A 20287-nucleotide genomic window follows, 5' to 3' on the forward strand; every position below is an offset into this window, starting at 1 on the left:
CGCGATGGCGCAAAACTACCCCGCCTTTTTCACCTGAAAAATCTTGACCGCCTCGGCGAGCGTTTGCGACTGTTCCTGCAGCGAACCCGCAGCGGCCGAGGCCTCTTCGACCAGCGCCGCGTTTTGCTGCGTGACGTTGTCGATCTGAGCGATCTCCCCATGAATCTGCTCGATACCCGTGCGCTGAGCAGCACTGGCCGAGCTGATCTCGCCCATGATCGTGGCCGCTTGCTTCACGCTCTTCACGATCTCTTCCATCGTCTGGCCGGCCACGTCGACGAGTTTCACGCCCGATTCGATCTGCTCGACCGATTTGCTGATGAGCTCGTTGATTTCCTTCGCTGCCGTGGCACTGCGTTGCGCGAGCGCGCGCACCTCGGTCGCGACCACGGCAAAGCCTCGGCCCTGCTCCCCCGCGCGCGCTGCTTCAACGGCCGCATTCAAAGCCAGAATGTTGGTCTGAAACGCGATGCTGTCGATTACGCTGATGATGTCGCCGATCTTCGTCGCACTCGAGTTGATATCGCTCATCGTGGCCACCGCGTCGCGCATCGTACGGCCGCCCTGTGTCGCAACCTCGCTTGCCTGCGCCACCAGTTCGTTCGCCTGCTTCGCATGTTCGGCGTTGTGCTTGACGGCATCGGTGAGTGCGGCAACCGAATGCGCCGTGCGTTGCAGACTCAAAGCCTGCTGCTCCGTGCGTGTACTCAAATCGTTGTTGCCGGCCGCGATTTCGCATGACGCCTGCGCGACGGTATCCGCGGACAGTCGGACTTCCGCGATGGTGGACTGCAGCTTTTTACGCATCTGGTTCAACTCGTAATTGAGCCACGCGATTTCATCGCGCCCCGGCGATTCTATTTTTGTCAACAGATCGCCGCCGGCAATCCGGCCCACCGTTGCAACGACGTTTTCCACCGGCACGCGGATGCTCCGGCGTATGCCCCAGCCGAGCAGCATACCGGCCGCAACGGATGCGACCGAGACGGTCACCACCACCGGTAACAGTGCACGTACTGTGTCGCGCTCCCCGGCCAACGCGGCCATGATCGCCCAGACGGCCGCGCCGCCCGTCAGCAAAACAAGCGCGATCATGACCGCGAAGCCCGCCACGATGCGGGTGGTCAGGCGGTAATTCGAAAGTTTGAGCATCGGTGCCTCGACACGTCCTTGAGCGAAATGCATGTTTCGGGCTCGGCGCGCGCGGTACGCGGCGAGAGCGATCGGCGCGGCTCGCCGTTGTACGTATTTACGGCGCCGTAGGCAGGCGCCGCGCACCCGGGTTTACACGGGGGAAGCAACAGACTTTCAGCATTTTTTGGGCGCATCGATAAGCAATCGTTTAGGCGCATGACGCGTGCGGTTCGGCATACGCCCGGAATACCCGTGCCTCAGCGCTGCAACAGGAAAGTCAGCACCGCGTCGCGGAACTCCCGTGGACGCTCGATATTCGGCAGATGTACGGTGGGCAGAGCGACGAGCTGCGCGCCCGGAATCGTTGCGGCGATCGCCTCGCCATGGCTCGCCGCGGTGACGGTATCGTCGCGCCCTGTAATGACGAGCGTCGGCCGTTCGATGAGCGCCACGGTCCTGCGCAAGTCCGCATCCCGCACCGCAGCCAACGAGGCGGCGATGCCGTGCGGATTCATCGCGAGCAGCACCTGCCGGAACTTTTCGACAGCCGGTTCGCGGTCGTTCAGCATCGATGAGGGAAACCAGTTGCGCAGGAATGTCTCGGCCGTCTCGGCGATATTGGCGGGCTCGCGCACCGACGCGATGCGCGCATCGATCTGCTCGGCAGGCCCCAAATAAGCCGAGGTATTGCTCAGCACCAGACGATCGATGCGCTCGGGCACATGAATGCCAAGCCACTGGCCGACGAATCCGCCGAGCGAAAGCCCGAGGAAATGCGCGCGTTCGATCCCGAGCTTGTCCATCATCTCCACGACGTCGCGGCCGAGCCGTGGCAGCGAATAGGCACCGGCCGGCACATCGGATGCGCCGTGACCGCGCATGTCGTATCGAAGCACACGAAAATGCTCGGCTAACTCCGGAACGTCGTCCGTCCACATCTCCAGCGCGGTCCCGATCGAGTTCGATAACACCAACACCGGGGAGTGCGGTTGGCCGTCGAGGCGATAAGCGACCCGCGTGCCGTCGCCGAGCGTAAGAAAGGATCGTTCTTCCATCGTAAAAGCTCCTTCGAGTAAGTGACCGTGATCGCTGCCCGAGCATGCGTTCCAGCGTCTCGAGCACGGTGCAGCGCTGCGGCAAACATTGCCGTCGAAGAGAGCCTAGTTGCGGAGAGTGTGAAAAGATATTACAAAGTTCGGAACATCTTTGTAATGTCATTTCGATCAGGGAACAGCATCGACATGTACGAGTTCACACTGCACGATTTGCAATGTTTCAACGCGGTCATTGAAGCGGGCGGTTTTCAAGCCGCCGCGACGCAACTGAACCGCTCGCATCCGGCCGTCTTCGCCGCGGTGGCGCGGCTCGAACGCCAACTGGATGTCGCACTGTTCGATCGCAGCGGATACCGTGTCCGCCTCAGCGCCGCGGGACGAGCGTTTCATCGGCGCGCGCAGCCGCTGCTGCGCGAATTCGAAACATTGCGTCAATACGCGACGCAATTGGCGATGGGTGAGGAAAGCGAGCTCGACATCGTGATCGGCGATGTCTGTCCGCGCGAGGCCGTGCTTGCATTGCTCGGTGGATTTTTCAGCCGCTATCCGGGCACACGGCTCAACCTGCATTTCGAAACGGTGGGCGGTCCCATCGAAAGGCTGCTCGACGCAGACGCCGACTTGATCGTTCATCGCATCGACAAGACGGATGCCCGCATCGAATGGATCGATTTGTGCAAGGTGCAATTCGTACCGGTCATCGCGCCCGGTGTGCTTCCGGAGCCTTTGCCGCGCGCGCTGCGGCCCGAGCAGCTACGCGAGCTGACGCAGTGCGTGATGCGCGACACGGCGCGACATACTCCGCAGCAGGAATACTTCACGATCGAAGGCGCGCATCGATGTACGGTGGCCGATCAATCGATGAAAAAGGAGATCATCCTGCAAGGCCTCGGCTGGGGACATCTGCCGCGCTTTCTGATAGAGAACGAACTGCAAGAGGGCAAGCTGCGGTCGATCGCCGGACGCTATTTACCCGGCGCAACGGAGGAGGTGGTCGCGGCGCGACGCCACGATCGCGCGCATGGCCCGATTGCCGAACGCCTCTGGCGCTACTTGCGCCAGGAAGCCGGCCATTGGCGCCGGTCGCTCGCGATCGCGGCGCACGATGCCGCCGTATGAAGTCAGCTTGTGACGGAACGCATGATCGATCACCGCAGCGAGCCCGTGCTCGGCGTTGGGCTCGGCGGCGCCGCGTAGCGTGGCGCATTCCTCGACGGCGAGCAGCGGCGCTATCTGCCGCATCCGAAGGCGGTTCAGCAGTTGAGGGGTGGAATCGCCTCCGTCGATGGCGCCCCAACTGATTACCTGTGGCTATCAATTCATCAATAGTTTTCAATTTACGGAAGTAGAGCGTCTACCTAGGATCAACCCTGAATCGCGCCTCCGCGCCACGCGGCCAGTTTTCAAGGAGATCAACGGATGACGATCGAACACCCCGCCCCGAAGTCACGGGCGAGCGTATCAGAGGTTGCGGCATGACGAGCGCTGCGCATCTGCCCGTCGTCGCTCTGACATTGGGCGATCCGGCCGGTATCGGCCCAGAGTTGATCGCGAAACTGCTGGCGCGCCCGGACGCGACCTCACGCGCGAACATCGTGCTCATTGGAGACCGATGGCTCTGGCAGGAAGGCCAGCGCGTCGCGGGTGTCCAAGTGGAAGTCGACCCTATCGCCTCGCTTGCCGATGCACGTCTTCGCACTTCGACGTCGCGCTCCGCATTGGTCGCTATCGATACCGTCGACCGAGCCGAAGTGGTTTACGGCGAAGCGCGCGCCGTCGGCGGCGCTTCGGTGCTGCGAGTGCTGGATCAGTGCATGGACGCGACGCTTGCGGGTGTCGTCGATGCGATCTGCTTTGCACCGCTCAACAAACATGCGATGAAGCTAGGCGGGCTGGCCCACGAGGACGAGTTGCACCACTTCGCGGAATACCTGGGTGTGCGGCACTACTTCTGCGAGTTCAATACGCTCGGCGATCTGTGGACGGCGCGTATCTCCTCGCATGTCCCGCTGAAAGACGCGGCCAGCTATCTGAGCATCGAGCGCATCACGCAGGCGGCCGAGCTCATTTACCGGTCCTTATTCGCGAACGGCATCGCCGCACCGAAAGTCGCCATCGCCGCATTCAATCCGCACGGCGGCGACGGCGGCGTGTGCGGTCGTGAGGAACTCGAGATCATCGGTCCCGCCGTACGTGCATTGCAAGCGCGTAGTTGGCCGACCGAGACGCCGTTTCATGGCCCGTTCCCCGCGGACACGATCTTCCTCAAGGCACAGGCCGGCGAATATCACGCGATCGTCACGATGTACCACGATCAAGGCCAGATCGCGATCAAGCTCATGGGCTTCTCCCGAGGCGTCACCGTTCAAGGCGGATTGCCGGTGCCCATCACGACGCCGGCGCACGGCACGGCATACGACATCGCTGGGTGCGGCCGCGCCGATGTCGGCGCGATGTGGCAGGCGTTTCAGATCGCATGCCGCATGGGAGCGGCGCATCGGCAATCGGCTGTCGTGGATTGATCGAGGGCGACCACGAACCCACGACCTGCGGTACTTGACGCCGATCGATGCGCCGAACGGCGCCGCTGACAAAAAGACATGACGTAGTACAGGAGACAGACAATGAATTCGTTGAACCCGGCCGATAGCACGGCCAACCCTGCCGAGAACGCGGCCTATGAAGCCGATGCCGCGATGCCGCGTCGCCGCTGGCTGCGCGTGATTCCGCCGCTGCTGCTCGCTTGCGTCATCTCGTACATGGACCGCGTGAACATCGCCTTCGCGCTGCCTGGCGGGATGAACGCCGAGCTTGGCATGGACGCGACGATGGCCGGTCTTGCCGGCGGGATCTTCTTTTTCGGCTACCTGTTCCTGCAAATCCCCGGTGGCTATCGCGCGGCACTTGGCGGGGGCAAGAAGTTCATCGCATGGTCGCTCGTCAGTTGGGCCGCGCTCTCGGGGATGACGGGGCTCGTCACGCACACATGGGAGCTGCTGACGCTACGTTTCCTGCTCGGTGTTGCGGAGGGCGGCATGTTGCCGGTCGTGCTGACGATGGTCTGCAACTGGTTCCCCGATCGGGAACGCGGACGCGCCAACGCCATGGTCATCATGTTCGTGCCGCTCGCCGGCATGATCACCGCGCCGTTGTCGGGTTACCTCCTGGCGACATACGACTGGCGCCATCTGTTCTTCAGCACGGGCGCGCTGTCGCTGCTGTTCCTCGGTGTCTGGCTGCTGTTTGCCGACGACGGCCCCGAGACGGCCCGCTGGATCTCGCCGCGCGAAAAGGCATACATTCTCGACGCGCTGCGCGCCGAACGCGAAAGCGCCGAGAGCGCGGGCGCGTTGCCTTCGACGTCGTTTCGAAAGGTGATGGGCAATCCGACGATCTGGCTGCTGATCGCGGTCAACTTCTGCTACCAGTTCGGCATCTACGGCTACACGATGTGGCTCCCCACGCTGCTGAAGAACCTTATGCATACGGGCATGGGCAAGGTGGGGCTACTCGCGATGCTGCCTTATATCGCGATGATCGTGGGCATGTTCGCAACGTCGTACCTGTCCGATCTGACCGGCAAACGGCGTCTGTTCGTGCTGCTTCCGCTTGTCGGCTTCGCGGCCTGCCTCGCGCTGTCGGTACTGACACGATCGACGATGTCCGTTTCCTTTGCGTTCCTCGTCGGCTGCGGGTTCTTTCTCCAAGCCGCGGCGGGCGTATTCTGGGCAATTCTGCCCAAGCTGTGCACCCGCGAAACGGCGGGCGGCGCACGCGGCCTGATCAACGCATTGGGTAATCTGGGCGGTTTTTGCGGGCCCTATGCGGTGGGTGTGCTCACCCAGCACCTCAGCTCGGCCGCCGGCGTGTACAGCCTGGCGGTGACGCTGGCGATCGCCGGCTTGCTCTCGATGGCGCTGCCGAAGCGCTGCGAAGCGTGACGCAAGTCTGGGCCCCGATACGATCGATACCGCGGCGCCGCGCTCATGCGTGCGGCCGCGACGCAATCACCTGAGGACAAGGCTTCACCATGAACGATATCCTGCTGCTGGTGCAAAAATGTGCCCATACGTTCAGCTTCTACGATCTCGAAACGAAAACGGCGCTCAAGCATATCGTCCTGCCGGCTTTTCCCCACGAGTTCACAGTGGCTGCGAGCGGTCGCCATGCGTACGTCGGCATCTTCGGGATCGAAACCGCGTGGACGCGCGGCGAGCAGGGCGATCACCGGATTGCCGAAATCGATCTGGGAGAGCGCAGACTCACGCGCATGCTCGATCTATGGCCGTACTTTCGGCCGCACGGCATGGCGAGCGACAGCGAGGGGCGCCTGTATGCGATGAGCGAGGCAAACGACATGCTGCTCATCTTCGATCGTCCCGGCGATCAGGACGTGCCGAACATGGCGGTGCCGTCGGGCGGCGTGAAGACGCACCTGGTGACGCTGACGCGCGAAGCGAACAGTGCATACGGAGTCCATCTGCTGTCGAACACGGTCACGCGGTTTCATCCGCGCGATGCAACGGTTACACCGCGATCCGTGATGCCGGGGCCGCGCCCCGAGGGCAATGCGTTGTCGAGCGACGAGCGCACGCTTTACGTCGCGAACCGCGGCGATGACACGCTCGTTGCAATCGACACCGAAACGATGACCTGCGGGCGCCGTGTGAAAACGCGCAGCGATCCGAATCGCATCTACCGCACGACCGCACAGGATGGCCGCGACCTCCTGCTGCTGACCAATTCGGGAGATCGATCGGTTTCGGTTTTCGACGCAACGCAGCTCGAGGAAATCGAGCGGATCGCGCTGCCGGCGAACCCGACCGCGCTGTCGTTCCATCCTTCGCGACGAGCGGCTTATATCTCGTTCCAGGACGATCACGTCCGCGAACTAGACATGACGAGCTGGCGGTTCATCGGCGAAATGCCGACGCTGCGCGAGCCGGACGCATCGTATGTGCTCGCAGGCAACCGCTGACCGGCCTATGGACGACGCACGGCCGGGTCTGCCCGATGCGATCGTCGACGCACACCATCATCTATGGCGACTCGGCGGCGACCTCAGTTATCCGTGGCTGCAGGAGGCGTATGACGCGGAGCACTTCATGCTCGGCCCGTACGATGCGTTGCGCCGCGACTTCGGCGCGGAAGAGTTTCGCCGCGCGGCCTGCGGTGCGCCCATTGTGGCAAGCGTGCACGTGGAAGCGGAATGCGCACGCGCCGACGCGCTCGCGGAGACGCGTTGGCTGCACGAAGTCGCGGCGCGGCACGGCCTTCCATCGGCCGTTGTCGCATGGGTCGACCTGCTGGCCGACGATGCCGGCGAGCGCATCGCCGAGCAGGCTCGCTATCCGCTCGTGCGCGCCGTGCGCTTCAAGCCTCTCACGTCGGCCATGCCCGCCGAGAGGATCCGCGGTCCGGGCACACTGAACGATCCGCGATGGCCGCGTGCCCTCGAACGGCTGCGCTCCCACGGACTAGGGTGGGACTTGCGCGTGCCGTTCTGGCATCTGGAAGAAGCGGCCGCTCGATTGGCAGACGCGCCCGCACTCGATGTGATGCTCGAACATGCCGGATTGCCGTGGGATCGAACTGAAGGGGGCCTCGCGCGTTGGCGGCGCGGCATGGCGGCGCTGGCCGCGCACCCGCGCGTCTCGGTGAAGTTGTCGGAATTCGGATTGCGGAATTCGGGATGGAACGAGATGGAAAACCGGCGGATCATACGGGACACGATCGAGACGTTCGGCGTCGAGCGGTGCATGTTCGCGAGCAACTTTCCGGTGGCGGGGCTGCGCATCGCCTACCCGGCACTCGTGTCGACCTTCGCCGCCGCGCTGGCGGACATGGGACTCGACGAGTGCGCGCGCCGCGCAGTCTGGCATGACAACGCGGCCCGAATCTACCAGCTCGACCTCAACCCGCCGCGCCATGCCTCGGCCGCATCAGCACCTTGATCGAATCGAGCGAATTGGCCACCTTGATTGCTTCGTCCCACTCTTCGAGCGCGAAACCGTGCGTGACGATACCCTTCGATGTGACGAGCCCGCGCGCCAGCAGGTCGATGGCAATGGGGTAGCAGTAGGGGCCCAGATGCGCGCCGCGCACATCGAGTTCCTTACGATCGCCGATGATCGACCAGTCCACGCTGGCATCGGCGCCGAATACGGAAAACTCGACGAATCGCCCGAGCTTGCGGATCAGATCCAGGCCCTGCGTAACCCCTGAAGGCGAGCCGGTCGTCTCGATGTAGACATCGCAGCCGTATTGATCGGTGATCGACCGAACGATGGCGAGCGCGTCTTCGCGCGTCGGATTGATCGTGATATCGGCCCCGTATTCGCGCGCAAGCGCGAGCCGATCGTCGACGAGATCGATGACCACGAGCTTTTTCGGGGTCTTCAAATGCGCGACTTGCACCATCATCAAGCCGAGCGGCCCCGCACCGGCAATGACGACGACATCGTCGAGCTGGATATCGCCGCGATTGACGGTATGAATCGCGCAAGCGAGCGGTTCGATGATGGCCGCGTCCTCGAGCGAAATGCCAAGAGGAATCTTGTGCACGATCGCGGTGGGCGGAATGCGCATATATTCGGCCATGCCGCCGTCGGCCACCTCGCGCTGAAAGCCGAAGATGTTATGGATTTCGCACATCCAGTATTGGCCCGATTTGCAATAACGGCATTTCCCGCAAGGCACGATCTGTTCGGCGATCACGCGATCGCCCGCGGCGACGCCGAAGTGCTCGGCCGCACCGTCGCCCAACGCCTCCACGTAACCGAAAAACTCGTGCCCCGGAATGACGGGCGCCTTCACCCAGGGGCTCGGGCCGCCCCAGAACATCTTGGCGCCCGAGTAGCATTTGCAGTCGCTCGCGCACACGCCGCACGCGGCAATGCGGATGACGAGTTCATTGGGCCCCGGCTGCGGCCGCGCCACCCGTTCGACGCGGTAATCCTTCGGGGCATGGCAGACGATTGCGGTCATCTGATCTGGGGCATTCGATTCGCTCATGATGTTTGCTCTCGGCATATCAAAACGGTTAGGAGTCCTGATTCATCGTTTGGTGCATGGCGTCTGGCCGGGCTTTCTTCATCCCGCCAGAAAGCCTCCGTCCACGGCGAGGCTAGTGCCGCTCACCATCGCGGCATCGTCACCGAGCAAATACGCGATGGAGCGAGCGACCTCGTCGGGTTGCACGAATCGATCGAGCGGAATACGCGCGAGCATCGGCGCGGATTTCGCGGGATCGCTCCACGCTTTTTCAGCCATCGGGGTGAGGGTGACGACGGGGTTGATCGCATTCACGCGAATGCCATGCGCACCGAGCTCGACGGCCATGACGCGCGTGAGACCGTCGAGCGCGGCCTTCGAGGCGCAGTACGCCGCATGCAGCGGTAGCCCGATCATCGCGGAGATGCTCGACACGTTGACGATCGCGCCCGGCACACCGCGCTCGATCATGCTGCGCGCGCAGACCTGCGCGACGATCATCGGCGCGCGGACGTTGACCGCCATCGTGGTGTCGAACGCGTCGACGGTGGTATCGAGAAACGGCTGAAGCTCTACCATCCCGGCGTTGTTGACGAGCAGATCGACAGGCTGCGCCGCTTGCGCCGCGGCACGTGCCGCATCGGCATCGGCCAGATCGACGCAGACGGTCTCGCAGCCGATCGCCGCGGCAAGCGCTTCGAGATCGCTGCGCGTGCGGCTCGCGGCAATGACGCGCGCGCCGCGCGCGGCCATCAGGCGGGCCGTGGCTTCGCCGATACCTTTTCCGGCACCCGTCACGAGCACGGTCTTGCCCGCGAACTCGCGGCTTCTGTCGAGCGCTGTCATGTCGTCGCCCTCATGGTTCGTCGATCAGCCGTCGCGCCGAGTCCTCGTCGGTGACGAGGACCGAGACGTAGCCGCCGCGCAACGCCGCGCGCGTCACGGAAAACTTCTTGGCGCCGCCGCTCACGAGCACGACGCGCTTGATGCCGCGCAGATCGTCGAGCGCAATGGCCACGGTACGGCGGTTCAATGGATGGTCGATCAGCTTGCCGTTCTCGTCCATGAAGTGGCCGAGCATGTCGCCCACGGCGCCGGCCTTGCGCAGCGTGCGCAGATCGTCGGGGTTGTTGATGCCGTAAGTGATGACGAGCGACTCGGTCAGATCGCCGACCGTCAGCAGCGCGAGATCGGCGCCGCGGGCAAGCTCATAGGTCTCGCGTACCGTCTCCTCCTGCAGGATCACATCGCGCGCCTTCTGGCTGCTGACATAGATCGGCGCGGCGAACAGGTAGCCGTCCGCGTGGCAGAGATTCGCGAAGTCCGAGACGATATCGAAGGTATTGATGCTTGGACAGTGCGACAGGCCGCCTTGCAGGGAGACCGCGGAGATCGGTCCGTAAGCCCGTTGCGGCATCGCGCGCAAGACGGCGCGAATCGTGCGGCCCCAGCCAAGCCCGATCGTATGCCCGGGCTCGATCTGCTTGCAAAAATAGGCGGCCGCACCGATACCCAGCGCGGCCATGTTCGCCTCGTGCGTGAGACCGGTCGGCACGACGATTGCATCGGTCAGCCCGAAACGCGCGGCGAGCGCCGCTTCGAGTGACACGCACGGCGCGATGCGGCTGTTGATCGTGATCTGCACGAGACCCGATTCGCGGCTGGCGGCAAGCAGGCGGTTCACACGCACGCGGTTGCTGCCGATGCGCTGCGCGATTTCCTGCTGCGTGAGGTTGCCGACGTAGTAATGCCAGGCGACGCGCGCTTGCAGCTCTTCTTCGCTGTCTATCGATTCGTCGTCGGCGCTTGCCGGCGCGGGGGTGTCTGTCTTACTCATGGGCAGTGCGGTGCGTCGAGGTGAATGGCGTTATTTGACCGCGCCCATGGTAAGGCCTTGCACGAGCCGGCCCGAGACGAGCAGTGCGAACACGACCATCGGCAGCACGATGAGCGTGCCGGTTGCCATGATCTCGCCCCACGGCAGCTCATATCCGCTCATATAGCTCGTCGCGGCAACGGGCGACGTCACCGCGTCGGAGCGTGTCAGCACGAGCGCATAGAGCAGGTCGTTCCAGGAAAAGATGAACGCGAAAATGGCCGACACGACGATGCCCGGCATCGCGAGGGGCAGGTTGATCCGCCAGAACACGCGCCACGGCGAGGCGCCGTCGAGGCGTGCCGCTTCGTCGAGCTCGACGGGAATATTGCGGAATTGATCCGTGCAGATCCAGACCACGATCGGCAGCGAGAACGTCAGGTAAAGCAGGATCAGCACGATATGCGTATCGACGAGGTCGAGCTTCGTCGCAATCAGAAAGAACGGCACCGCCAGCACGACCGGGCTCACCATCCGGTTCGAGATGAACCAGAACCACAGGTCTTCCTTGCCGCGAAATTCGTAGCGCGCGAGTGCATAGGCGGCCGGCGTGCCGAGCAGGATCGAGAGCACGGTTGTACTGCTCGCGATGAGCAGCGAGTTGACTAGGCTGCCGGCTACGTCGTGCTGAAAGAGCGCATCGATGTAATGGTCGAGCGTCGGCGTAAAGATCCAGTGCGGGGGATAGGCGAGGGCATCGGCCTGGTGTTTCAGGCTCGTGGTCACCATCCAGTAGAACGGGAATACCGAAGACAGAAAAACGATCAGGAGGCCGAAAAAATGGCCGGCGCCCGCGCGCTGACGTGCGAGGCGGGCGCGACGCGCGCGCAGCGTGACACGGCTGGAATCGAGCGTCGTCGGTGTCGTGTTCAAGCGGCCTCCCGATAGACGAAGCGGATATAAAGACGCGAAAGAACGATCGTGAGAATCAGCAGCAGCATGGCCTGCGCCGATGCCATGCCTTGATCGAAGAGCCTGAAGCCGATGCGCTGGATGTAGACGCTGATGAATTCGGTGGCTGAGCCCGGTCCGCCGCGCGTCATCGTGAAGACGGCATCGAACATCTTCAGCATGTCCGCGGAACGCAGGATCATGATGGCGGTGAGACCGGGCAGCAGGTAAGGCCGCTGCAGGTGCCAGAGAATCATGCTCCACCTCGGCGTTTCGAGCCGTGCGGCTTCCTCGGCCTCTTTGGGCACCATCGCCAGGCCTGCGAGAAAGATCAGCGCGCAAAATGGCGCCCACTGCCAGATGTCCATGATCATCACCGAGACATAGGCAAGCGTCGGATCGGCGAGCCAGTCGAGCGGCGGCACCCCGAAAAAGCTCAGCAAATAGTTGGCGACGCCGAATTGCCGATTGAAGATGAGCCGGCCGATCAGGCCGACGACGGCATACGTCGTCGCCATCGGAATGACGAGACTCACGCGGGCCGCGGCCCGCATCCACGCGAGGCCGCTGCGATGCAGCATCAGCGCTGCGAAAAGGCCGATGCCCACTTCGATCGGCAGTGTCAGGCATAAGAACAGCACGGTGCGGCCGAGCGCTTGCCAGAACGACGGATCGGTGAGCGTCGCCACGTAATTGTCGAGTCCGACAAACGGGGTGCCTGATTCGACATCGGCGAGCTTGTATTGATGAAACGAGTTATAGAGCGCAACGAGCAGCGGATAGACGCCGATCGCAGCCAGCGCGAAGATGGCCGGGAACAGAAACCAGAAGGCCGGCGAGCGCGGCCACAGCCGCAAGCGCGCGGCCGCTGATCTCGTTCGTGCCGTGGTGCCTGGCACGGTCGTCTTCATCGTCTGGCTCCTCGGGTCTGGCATCGTTGTGCTCGTTGCGCGCGCCGCATGCGGTTCGGCCTTATTTCAACAAGGGTTTTTTGCCGTCGTAGTAGCCGTCCTTGGCGAGGATCGCATCCATCTTGTCGCCGATCGTCTTCGCGCCGTCCTTGACGGAGACCTGGCCCAGCATCATCTTCGTGCCCCACTCGGCGATGATTTCGGAAATGGCCGGCCACTCGGGGAAACGGGGACGATAGTCAGGCACGCCGCCTTGCCACGATTCGACCATCGGCTTCACGAACGGATATTTGTCCTGCACGGCTTTGTCCTGATAGACGGCCATGCGAGCCGGCACGCCGCCCGCTTCGAGGTACGGTTTGGCCATCTGCTCGGACGTGATCCATTGAATGAACAGCCACGCTGCCGCCTGTTTTTTCGCGTTCGACTTCGCGTTGACGGCGAGCGAAAAACCGCCCAATGCAGGCTTCAGGCCGGCCGGACCGCGCGGTTCGGTAGTGATCGCCAGGCAGTTGCCGATCTTCGATTTCGACGGATCGGTCAGCGTGGGATAGAACGCCGACCACTCGGTGATCATCGCAACGCGCCCTTGGGCGAGCGCATTGACGGCTTCCGCGTGGTCGAAGTCGACGATGCCGGGCGGCATGTACTTCATCAGCTTCTGGCGGTACTCGAGGCCGGCCTGCGATTGCGGCGAAAGCAAATTGGACTTGAACTTCGCATCGAGTAGCGAGCCGCCGTTCGGCCATAGCACGCGCATGAAGCTGTCGGCCGATTGCGTCTCGCCGCGGCGCGATTGCAGCGCGAACGCGTATTGGTTCTTGTCCGGGTGGGTCAGCTTGGGTGCGTAGGTGTTCAGCAGCTCATCCCAAGTCTTCGGCGGCGTATCGAACCCGGCGTCCTTGAGCATGCACTTGTTGTAGAACATGAGCCCGGAATAGTTATCGAACGGCAACCCATAGGTGACCTTGTTCCAGGTGCCGAACGAATCGAGCAGAATCGGGAAAAAGCCCTTCAGGTTCAGATTCGGGTCCGCCAGCTTCGGGTCGTCCGTGAATTTCTTGATCGGTGCGAGCCATTTGTTGTTCGCGAACTCGCCGATCCACACCACGTCGACAAGCACCACGTCTTGCGCGCCGCCGCTCGCGAAGTTCAGCACTTCGCGCTCGCGCGTGCTCTCGTAGGGAATCGTCTCGAACTTGACCTTGATGCCCGTTTCCTTCTCGAACTCGGGAATCAGCTGGGCCGCGGCCTTGTACCCGGGACGATCGAGAAAGATTGCGTTGATCGTCGTACCCGAGTACGGTGCCGCCGCTTCCTTCAGCGTCCACGCATAGGTGTTCGCCGCGGCGAAGAGCGAAGCGGTCGCCAGCAACAACGTCGAGGCCTTCGGCCGAAGGAAGCGTTTGTTCATTGCCTGTCTCCTGGGATGTAGTGTGCTCGCCTCGTGCGATACACTTGTAATTTCAGTTTTACAAATGTATATTTTGACCCGAGGCACTTGTCAAGAAGAATTCGATTCGAAGTTCGTGATGCGGTGCGGCGATTCCGGTACGGATCTGGACCGCGGGAGACACGCATGAGTGCAGTTCAGTTGCAGGCAATCCGCAAGACGTTCGGCGCTACGGAAGTGCTGAAGGGCATCGACATCGAAGTCGCGGACCGCGAGTTTCTCGTGTTCGTGGGGCCTTCGGGATGCGGCAAGTCCACGCTGCTTCGCACCATCGCCGGGCTGGAGGCGGTCGATTCGGGCCGCGTGCTTATCGGCGAGGAGGACGTGACGGACCTCGAGCCCTCGCAACGTGGTGTCGCCATGGTGTTTCAGTCGTACGCCCTCTATCCGCATATGTCGGTGTACGAGAACATCGCGTTTGGCCTGCGTATGCTCAAGTTACCGAAGGACGAGATCGAGCGTCGCGTGCGTCGCGCGGCGGAGATTTTGCAGATCGGACAGCTACTCGAACGCCGCCCGCGCGCGCTCTCGGGTGGGCAGCGTCAGCGCGTGGCGATCGGGCGCGCCATCGTGCGCGAGCCGAAGGTCTTTCTTTTCGACGAACCGCTCTCGAACCTCGATGCTGCGCTGCGGGTGCAGATGCGGCTCGAGCTGATCAAGCTGCACAAGCAGTTGAACGCAACGATGATCTACGTCACGCACGATCAGACCGAAGCCATGACGATGGCGGACCGCATCGTCGTGCTCAACCATGGCCTGGTCGAGCAAATCGGCTCGCCGCTCGAGCTTTATCGCCAGCCGCGTAACCGCTTCGTGGCCGGTTTCATCGGCTCGCCCAAGATGAATTTCCTCGATGTGCGCGTGGTTTCCGCCGAAGGCCGCAGTGTCGCGGTGGAACTGCCGGGCGGCGCGTCGCTGGCGTTGCCTTTCGATGCTAACGGCGTGCGCGCCGGCGAAACGTTGACGCTCGGCATTCGCCCCGAGCATCTGCTCGAACAGGACATGGCGGGCGCAGAGGGTGCGTTCGCGGGTGAAGTGATGGTCATCGAGCATCTTGGCGGAGAAACGCTGCTGCATCTGCGTCTGGCGGACGATCGAACGATTCAGCTCAAGGGTTCGGGTGAGTCCAAGGCCGTGGAGGGCCAACGCATTGCGGCAGGCTTTGCGATTCGCCATGTGCATCTGTTCGCGCAAGACGGCCGGGCACTCGTCAATACGCGCTCGATGGCCGAGCAGGCCGCCGCGTGAGACGTCAATTCGGCATGGCCGGCGAACGCCCGAGCGTGCCACGGGCGCGGCCGGCCGTTGCCGTCAGACGAGCGTTTCGAGGTAGGCGGGGTACCGTGGACTCGACCCGTTGGGCGGCACCACGACCCGGTTGCCTTGAACGACTTTGACGCGCTGCTCGTCAGGCAGCTTGGAGCGGCCCCCGGTGGCTTCACGAAGCAGCCGGTCGAAGAAGCCGATTCCCTCGTGCGCCGCGACGCGTGGCGGCGCTCGGCGTTCAGTGGCCATCGGATGGTGACATCCTTCGTGCTTCCCGTTGAGCTGCGTATCGATAAGCAGGCGCGGGGTCTCGAGCCAACCCGGATCGATCCCGAGGGAGATGGCTTCGCGTTTGTAACCGAGGAGCCAGCCGGCTTCGATGTTTGCATGCGAGAGCGACGGGACGAGCCTGTCGAGAAAGTTGGCCTTTCCGAGCAGGCACCCGCGAAATGCCAGCAGACCGGCGCTCGTCAAACCCCACCCGGCCAGCTGGTACGCAACGTCCGGGGCGCCCAGCAACGTTCTGCCGAGGAACAACCCTTGGGGGCAGCCGTGGCTGACCACGATCAGCTTGGTCGTGAGATTGCTGAAAGACAACGAACCCGCTTCAAGACGCTTGTATCCCGGGAGTATCTCGCCCGCGCGGCGGTGAGTGCGCGCAAAGGGGACGCTGAAGCTTCGGTCGCGCGAAATTCCGTAGCGCTTTTTCCAGGCATTTGCGCATTCGCGGATCGTTCCATCGGCCGGATCCAGTAGAAGGATAGCCACATCGTTCCATTTCAATTTGTGCCTCCAATGCAATTGGGAATGAGTGCTTCAAACTACGCGCCAGCCGCGCTGAATCATCGACTATGCGGGGTGGTCTAGGACCGAATTACCGCCTTCCGCGGCATTCTCAGATTTTTCTCCCGTCGCTCGCATACCGAAGCGAGCGAGCCGATCGCCTCGGCAAGCATGCTTCTCGCCCAATGGTCCGGGCGCATTCATTTATCCTTCCCGTTTCTTTCATATTGCATTCGATTGCGTGCGCAAGGACCGCGTTTGCCGGCGCGAGCAGCCGCCCGCGGCAGCAAGCCATGTTCCTCGCATGCGACTCCTATGACGATTTTATGATCGGTAGCGCGCGGTTCGACCGCGATGTGTGCGCTAGCCTAGCGACGTTGCGCCAGACCCGGCAGGAAAGGGCGTGCTTGAAAAGGGAGAGGTATGAACGCATTCGATCGTCCGTTGATCGAAGCGATGAGCCATTACACGGTGCATTCGCAATCGGTCGCTCATATCGTCGACGCGATCTCGAAGATGTACTTGTTCAAGGGCACGCTGCTCGTGGCGTTGCTCTGGTGGATCTGGTTCAGACATTACCGCGCGACATCGCGGGACGAGATCGCCATTCGGCGGCGCGACCGCGAACTGGTAGTCATCGCGATCGTGAGCGGTTTCGTTGCATTCCTCGCGGGACGGCTGCTCGCGCATTACCTGCCGTTTCGGCTGCGTCCGGTCTACGAGCCGGCTTTGCAGGGCTTGTATCCCGTCACGAAAGTCGATCAGTTGTTGCCGCGCACATGGAGCGCATTTCCAAGCGACCATGCGATGCTTTGGTGCGCGATTTCAATGGGCATCTTTTTGGCGTCGAGATGGCTCGGCATCTATGCGTTCATTCATACCGCCGTGCTGATCGGGTTGCCGCGCATCTATCTCGGGCTGCATTATCCGAGCGATGTGATCGTGGGTGGGCTGCTTGGGGTCCTGCTCGCCGGCGTCATGAGTGTGCGGCCGGTACGCTCGATCGCCGCGAAACCCGTGCTTGCGATGGCACGACGATGGCCCGGACCGTTTTTCGCGTTGGCGTTCTTACTGAGCTTCGAGCTGGCCACGCAGTTCGACGAGTTCCGAGTCATCGCGCACTTCTTCTCGGAGCACTACCTCGAAACGTCGTGAGCCGATGGCAATGCCGATCAAACGATGAGACGCGCCGCACCTTCGCCTACTCGCTCGGCAAACTTGCGAACCGTTTGCGCGGCGATGTCGACGAGATTTTCAGCGCGATTCGTGCCCGTACGCCAGGCAATCACGAACGGTAGCGGCGGCGGGGTTTCGAGCCCATCGAGCCGGCGAAGCACGCCTTTTTCCAGCAGGTCGGCCACGAGTGCCGGGGGCATCGCCGCCACACCGAACCCGGTGCGCGTCAATTGAATCATCGCGGCCAGGGAGTTTACGCAACTCACGCGCGCCTCGGCGACGCCATATGACTGCATGAGCCGCAGCAAATCCTGGTGCGGACGCGAGTGGCGTGAGTACGTGATGAGACGCTCGGCGCCGAGCCGGCGCAACGCGGCGGTCATCGTTTCGTCCGCTTGCATGGGCTGCATGTTCGATCCGGCCGCCGCAATCCACGACACCGGCAGTTCGAGCAGCTCCACACTGCGGATCGTCTCGTCGCGGATCATGTCGGTCTGAATCACGAGGTCCAATGTTCCGCGGCGCAGCTGTTCGTTCAGGTTGAGCGCAGTGTCCGACGTGACTTCGATATCGAGGTTGGGGTAGTGGTGCATCGCGTCGGCGACGAAATCGACGAACCACGAATGAATCGCGCTATCCATCGCGCCAATCCGGATCGTGCCGGCAGCGAGGTTCTCGTCTTGCAACGAGGCATAGAGCTCGGCCATGGATCGGCTCACCTGCTCGGCATGTTGCAGCACGCGCTCGCCGGCGCGCGTGAGCGTGACACCTTTCGGATCCCGCTTGAAGAGCTTGGAGCCGAGTTCCTGTTCGAGAACCGATATGCGGCTCGAAATGGCGGCCTGCGTCGAATGGAGCTTGTCCGCCGCGAGGCTGAAGCTGTGCAGCTTCGCGACCCAGATGAACGTTTCGAGGAACTTGAGATTCACTTTGCACTCCGCCATCAAACCGAATGAGCGAAGGGCCGGAATTGCCTCGGCAATCCGGCCCTTGCGCGCTGTCAATCTCGATATAGAGCTTCAGACATCACATGAACGCATTCAAAAGCACGATATTGACGATCAACAATGCGATCGCCGTCGGTACCTGTGCTCGAATGACGCCGTATTTATCGGGCAGCTCGAGCAGCGCGGCCGGCACGATGTTGTAGTTTGCCGCCATCGGCGTCAAGAGCGTTCCGCAATAACCCGAGAACATCCCGATCGCCGCAATCGGTGCGGGATTGCCATGGAAAACGCCGATCAGCACCGGCAGGGCGACGCCGCCGGTCATGACGGGGAACGCCGCGAAGCCGTTGCCCATGATGACCGTGAACAGCGCCATGCCCACGCAGTAGACGGCCACGGCAACCAGGCGGTAATCGAGGTTCACGTAGGCGGTGATCAGATGCGCGACGGCCTTGCCCATCCCGGCATCGGCAAACACCAGCCCCAGCATGCCGAGCAATTGCGGAAGCACGACGGCCCAGGAAAGGGCGTCGACGAGGCGGCGCGCTTCCTTCACCGACTGTCCGACCGAATCGCGCGTCAGCGCACAGGCAAAGATCAACGCGATGACGCAACCGATTCCGAACGATGCGAGCGTCGCATTCTTGGGGTCGATCAGCGCGACACCGCCGAAGACGAGCTTCGGCGCGAGCAGCGTGCCGATGACGGTGACGAGCGGAATCGTGAGCGCCGGCATGAAGAGCTTGTTGCCGAGCCGGATCGCACTGGCGCGGCGCGCTTCCTCGGGGCGCATCTGGGGTTTGGCACGTGTGACGCCGCCGATACCGGCGACGATCGCCATCAGAATCACGAGTACGCCGACGACATCGGCGGGCAAGCGGTCGCCGGCCAGAAAAATCACGCCGCAGACGATCCAGAAGCCGCCTGCGAGGAAGCGCTTCGGATGTGAGCGGTCGCTGACGATGATGCCGCCGATGACGAACAGCACGATCCCGACGAGCCAGAAGAATACGTTGAGCGAGACGATCATGCGTTTTCTCCTTGGGCCTTCGCGGCGACTTCTTCGGAACCGGTGCCTTGACGAGCGTCGGTGGGCTGCTTGCTACCGAGATTGCGAGCGAGCCAACGATCCAGCCGGTACAGGCGGAAACTTTGAATCAGGAACGCAGACAGCGCGGTCGGCATGCCCCAAACGGCGACGTGCATCGGCTCGACGACGATGCCGGCCTCCTTCAGGAACGTCACCATCAGCACGATGGCGCCGAAGGCCACGAACACGTCCTCGCCGAAGAACAGACCGACGTTGTCGCACGCCGCTGCGAACGCGCGCAGCCGGTAGCGAACCGCATCGCTCAGCTTGCCGTGGCGAGCCTCCGCCGCGCCTTCCGTCATCGGTGCGATGAGCGGGCGCACCATCTGCGCATGACCGCCGAGCCCGGTCAACCCGAGCGCCGCCGTGATTTCGCGCACGAACAGGTAGGCGATCAGCAAACGGCCGGGCGTTGCGGCGCGAATACCCGAGATCCAGATCTGCGCGCGTTCGCGCAGCCCGTGCCGTTCCAGCAGACCGACCACCGCGAGCGGCAGCAAAATGATCAGCGAAATCACGCGTGTCTTGACGAAGCCGCTACCGATCGCGGCGAGGATATGGTCGATGGGGAAGTGCGCGGCAAGCCCGGTGACGATGGCCGATGCCGCCACGATCAACATGGGATTGAAACGCAATAGAAAGCCGATAACGATTACAGCCACACCGACAAGTGGGTATAGATTGACTGCATGTTGCATGGGGTGCTCCTCCG

The 20287-nt window shown here is 62.7% G+C and carries 19 protein-coding genes and 1 pseudogene; 7 read left to right on the top strand and 13 right to left on the bottom strand.

Annotation, left to right across the window (positions count from 1 at the left end; translation table 11 throughout):
- Window positions 1–15 precede the first annotated feature (15 nt).
- Window positions 16–1185, bottom strand: a complete 1170-nt coding sequence (locus ACO1XS_RS05280) for a methyl-accepting chemotaxis protein (protein WP_486390155.1) — start codon at window positions 1183–1185, stop codon at window positions 16–18.
- A 206-nt stretch (window positions 1186–1391) separates the two neighbouring features.
- On the bottom strand, window positions 1392–2189 hold the full coding sequence (locus tag ACO1XS_RS05285; RefSeq protein WP_486390156.1) for an alpha/beta fold hydrolase: 798 nt from the start codon (window positions 2187–2189) through the stop codon (window positions 1392–1394).
- Window positions 2190–2375: 186 nt separating this feature from the next.
- Between ACO1XS_RS05285 and ACO1XS_RS05290 the strand changes: the two genes are divergently transcribed.
- Window positions 2376–3308, top strand: coding sequence for a LysR family transcriptional regulator (locus tag ACO1XS_RS05290; RefSeq protein ID WP_331567840.1), 933 nt, complete (start codon window positions 2376–2378; stop codon window positions 3306–3308).
- A gap of 60 nt (window positions 3309–3368) precedes the next feature.
- Here the strand turns inward: ACO1XS_RS05290 and ACO1XS_RS05295 are convergent.
- Window positions 3369–3491: pseudogene (locus tag ACO1XS_RS05295) on the bottom strand (LysR family transcriptional regulator); the annotation flags it as partial.
- 173 nt (window positions 3492–3664) lie between these two features.
- Between ACO1XS_RS05295 and ACO1XS_RS05300 the strand changes: the two are divergent.
- From ACO1XS_RS05300 to ACO1XS_RS05315, 4 genes are all read left to right on the top strand, one after another.
- The gene (locus tag ACO1XS_RS05300) at window positions 3665–4711 is read left to right on the top strand and encodes a 4-hydroxythreonine-4-phosphate dehydrogenase PdxA (RefSeq protein ID WP_486390157.1); all 1047 of its coding nucleotides are present in this window, start codon (window positions 3665–3667) and stop codon (window positions 4709–4711) included.
- A 102-nt stretch (window positions 4712–4813) separates the two neighbouring features.
- The gene (locus tag ACO1XS_RS05305) at window positions 4814–6130 is read left to right on the top strand and encodes an MFS transporter (RefSeq protein WP_486390158.1); all 1317 of its coding nucleotides are present in this window, start codon (window positions 4814–4816) and stop codon (window positions 6128–6130) included.
- A gap of 89 nt (window positions 6131–6219) precedes the next feature.
- Window positions 6220–7167, top strand: coding sequence for a YncE family protein (locus ACO1XS_RS05310; protein ID WP_486390159.1), 948 nt, complete (start codon window positions 6220–6222; stop codon window positions 7165–7167).
- Window positions 7145–8143, top strand: a complete 999-nt coding sequence (locus tag ACO1XS_RS05315) for an amidohydrolase family protein (protein ID WP_331567834.1) — start codon at window positions 7145–7147, stop codon at window positions 8141–8143. Before ACO1XS_RS05310 ends, ACO1XS_RS05315 begins: the two co-directional genes overlap by 23 nt.
- Here ACO1XS_RS05315 and ACO1XS_RS05320 read toward each other — a convergent pair.
- From ACO1XS_RS05320 to ACO1XS_RS05345, 6 genes are all read right to left on the bottom strand, one after another.
- Complete coding sequence (locus ACO1XS_RS05320) at window positions 8103–9203, bottom strand: alcohol dehydrogenase catalytic domain-containing protein (protein WP_486390160.1); 1101 nt, start codon at window positions 9201–9203, stop codon at window positions 8103–8105. The genes ACO1XS_RS05315 and ACO1XS_RS05320 overlap by 41 nt on opposite strands.
- 78 nt (window positions 9204–9281) lie before the next feature.
- Window positions 9282–10028 (bottom strand): SDR family oxidoreductase, encoded by a 747-nt coding sequence (locus ACO1XS_RS05325; RefSeq protein ID WP_486390161.1) that lies wholly within the window; start codon window positions 10026–10028, stop codon window positions 9282–9284.
- Window positions 10029–10038: 10 nt separating this feature from the next.
- Window positions 10039–11019, bottom strand: a complete 981-nt coding sequence (locus ACO1XS_RS05330) for a sugar-binding transcriptional regulator (RefSeq protein ID WP_481581553.1) — start codon at window positions 11017–11019, stop codon at window positions 10039–10041.
- Window positions 11020–11049: 30 nt separating this feature from the next.
- Window positions 11050–11931 carry a carbohydrate ABC transporter permease gene (locus tag ACO1XS_RS05335; protein ID WP_440559554.1) on the bottom strand — a complete coding sequence of 294 codons (882 nt, stop codon included), beginning with the start codon at window positions 11929–11931 and terminating at the stop codon, window positions 11050–11052.
- Window positions 11928–12860, bottom strand: coding sequence for a carbohydrate ABC transporter permease (locus ACO1XS_RS05340; protein ID WP_486390162.1), 933 nt, complete (start codon window positions 12858–12860; stop codon window positions 11928–11930). The genes ACO1XS_RS05335 and ACO1XS_RS05340 overlap by 4 nt, the downstream gene beginning before the upstream one ends.
- Window positions 12861–12921: 61 nt before the next feature.
- Entirely contained in the window at window positions 12922–14274 is a 1353-nt protein-coding gene (locus tag ACO1XS_RS05345) for an ABC transporter substrate-binding protein (RefSeq protein ID WP_486390163.1), read from the bottom strand.
- Window positions 14275–14439: 165 nt separating this feature from the next.
- Between ACO1XS_RS05345 and ACO1XS_RS05350 the strand changes: the two genes are divergently transcribed.
- A complete protein-coding gene (locus ACO1XS_RS05350) occupies window positions 14440–15561 on the top strand; it encodes an ABC transporter ATP-binding protein (RefSeq protein ID WP_331567827.1) in 1122 nt (373 codons plus the stop codon).
- Between the two features lie 63 nt (window positions 15562–15624).
- Here ACO1XS_RS05350 and ACO1XS_RS05355 read toward each other — a convergent pair whose 3' ends face one another.
- A complete protein-coding gene (locus ACO1XS_RS05355) occupies window positions 15625–16362 on the bottom strand; it encodes a hypothetical protein (protein ID WP_486390164.1) in 738 nt (245 codons plus the stop codon).
- A gap of 423 nt (window positions 16363–16785) precedes the next feature.
- Here ACO1XS_RS05355 and ACO1XS_RS05360 point away from each other — a divergent pair, with 423 nt between their 5' ends.
- Window positions 16786–17517 (top strand): phosphatase PAP2 family protein, encoded by a 732-nt coding sequence (locus ACO1XS_RS05360; protein WP_486390165.1) that lies wholly within the window; start codon window positions 16786–16788, stop codon window positions 17515–17517.
- Between the two features lie 17 nt (window positions 17518–17534).
- On the opposite strand, the gene ACO1XS_RS05365 is transcribed toward ACO1XS_RS05360, so the two are convergent.
- From ACO1XS_RS05365 to ACO1XS_RS05375, 3 genes are all read right to left on the bottom strand, one after another.
- Complete coding sequence (locus ACO1XS_RS05365) at window positions 17535–18467, bottom strand: LysR family transcriptional regulator (protein ID WP_481581546.1); 933 nt, start codon at window positions 18465–18467, stop codon at window positions 17535–17537.
- Window positions 18468–18564: 97 nt separating this feature from the next.
- Window positions 18565–19515, bottom strand: a complete 951-nt coding sequence (locus tag ACO1XS_RS05370; RefSeq protein WP_331568437.1) for a DUF979 domain-containing protein — start codon at window positions 19513–19515, stop codon at window positions 18565–18567.
- Window positions 19512–20273: a DUF969 domain-containing protein gene (locus ACO1XS_RS05375; protein ID WP_331568438.1), complete on the bottom strand. Its 762-nt coding sequence runs from the start codon at window positions 20271–20273 to the stop codon at window positions 19512–19514. Before ACO1XS_RS05375 ends, ACO1XS_RS05370 begins: the two co-directional genes overlap by 4 nt.
- Window positions 20274–20287 lie beyond the last annotated feature (14 nt).

The organism is Trinickia sp. (assembly GCF_057351765.1).

Bases quoted from the DNA above. Each gene is read 5' to 3' on its own strand.
- ACO1XS_RS05280 (WP_486390155.1), bottom strand. From the start codon at position 1,185: ATGCATTTCGCTCAAGGACGTGTCGAGGCACCGATGCTCAAACTTTCG.
- ACO1XS_RS05285 (WP_486390156.1), bottom strand. From the start codon at position 2,189: ATGGAAGAACGATCCTTTCTTACGCTCGGCGACGGCACGCGGGTCGCT.
- ACO1XS_RS05290 (WP_331567840.1), top strand. From the start codon at position 2,376: ATGTACGAGTTCACACTGCACGATTTGCAATGTTTCAACGCGGTCATT.
- ACO1XS_RS05300 (WP_486390157.1), top strand. From the start codon at position 3,665: ATGACGAGCGCTGCGCATCTGCCCGTCGTCGCTCTGACATTGGGCGAT.
- ACO1XS_RS05305 (WP_486390158.1), top strand. From the start codon at position 4,814: ATGAATTCGTTGAACCCGGCCGATAGCACGGCCAACCCTGCCGAGAAC.
- ACO1XS_RS05310 (WP_486390159.1), top strand. From the start codon at position 6,220: ATGAACGATATCCTGCTGCTGGTGCAAAAATGTGCCCATACGTTCAGC.
- ACO1XS_RS05315 (WP_331567834.1), top strand. From the start codon at position 7,145: ATGTGCTCGCAGGCAACCGCTGACCGGCCTATGGACGACGCACGGCCG.
- ACO1XS_RS05320 (WP_486390160.1), bottom strand. From the start codon at position 9,203: ATGAGCGAATCGAATGCCCCAGATCAGATGACCGCAATCGTCTGCCAT.
- ACO1XS_RS05325 (WP_486390161.1), bottom strand. From the start codon at position 10,028: ATGACAGCGCTCGACAGAAGCCGCGAGTTCGCGGGCAAGACCGTGCTC.
- ACO1XS_RS05330 (WP_481581553.1), bottom strand. From the start codon at position 11,019: ATGAGTAAGACAGACACCCCCGCGCCGGCAAGCGCCGACGACGAATCG.
- ACO1XS_RS05340 (WP_486390162.1), bottom strand. From the start codon at position 12,860: ATGAAGACGACCGTGCCAGGCACCACGGCACGAACGAGATCAGCGGCC.
- ACO1XS_RS05345 (WP_486390163.1), bottom strand. From the start codon at position 14,274: ATGAACAAACGCTTCCTTCGGCCGAAGGCCTCGACGTTGTTGCTGGCG.
- ACO1XS_RS05350 (WP_331567827.1), top strand. From the start codon at position 14,440: ATGAGTGCAGTTCAGTTGCAGGCAATCCGCAAGACGTTCGGCGCTACG.
- ACO1XS_RS05360 (WP_486390165.1), top strand. From the start codon at position 16,786: ATGAACGCATTCGATCGTCCGTTGATCGAAGCGATGAGCCATTACACG.
- ACO1XS_RS05370 (WP_331568437.1), bottom strand. From the start codon at position 19,515: ATGATCGTCTCGCTCAACGTATTCTTCTGGCTCGTCGGGATCGTGCTG.
- ACO1XS_RS05375 (WP_331568438.1), bottom strand. From the start codon at position 20,273: ATGCAACATGCAGTCAATCTATACCCACTTGTCGGTGTGGCTGTAATC.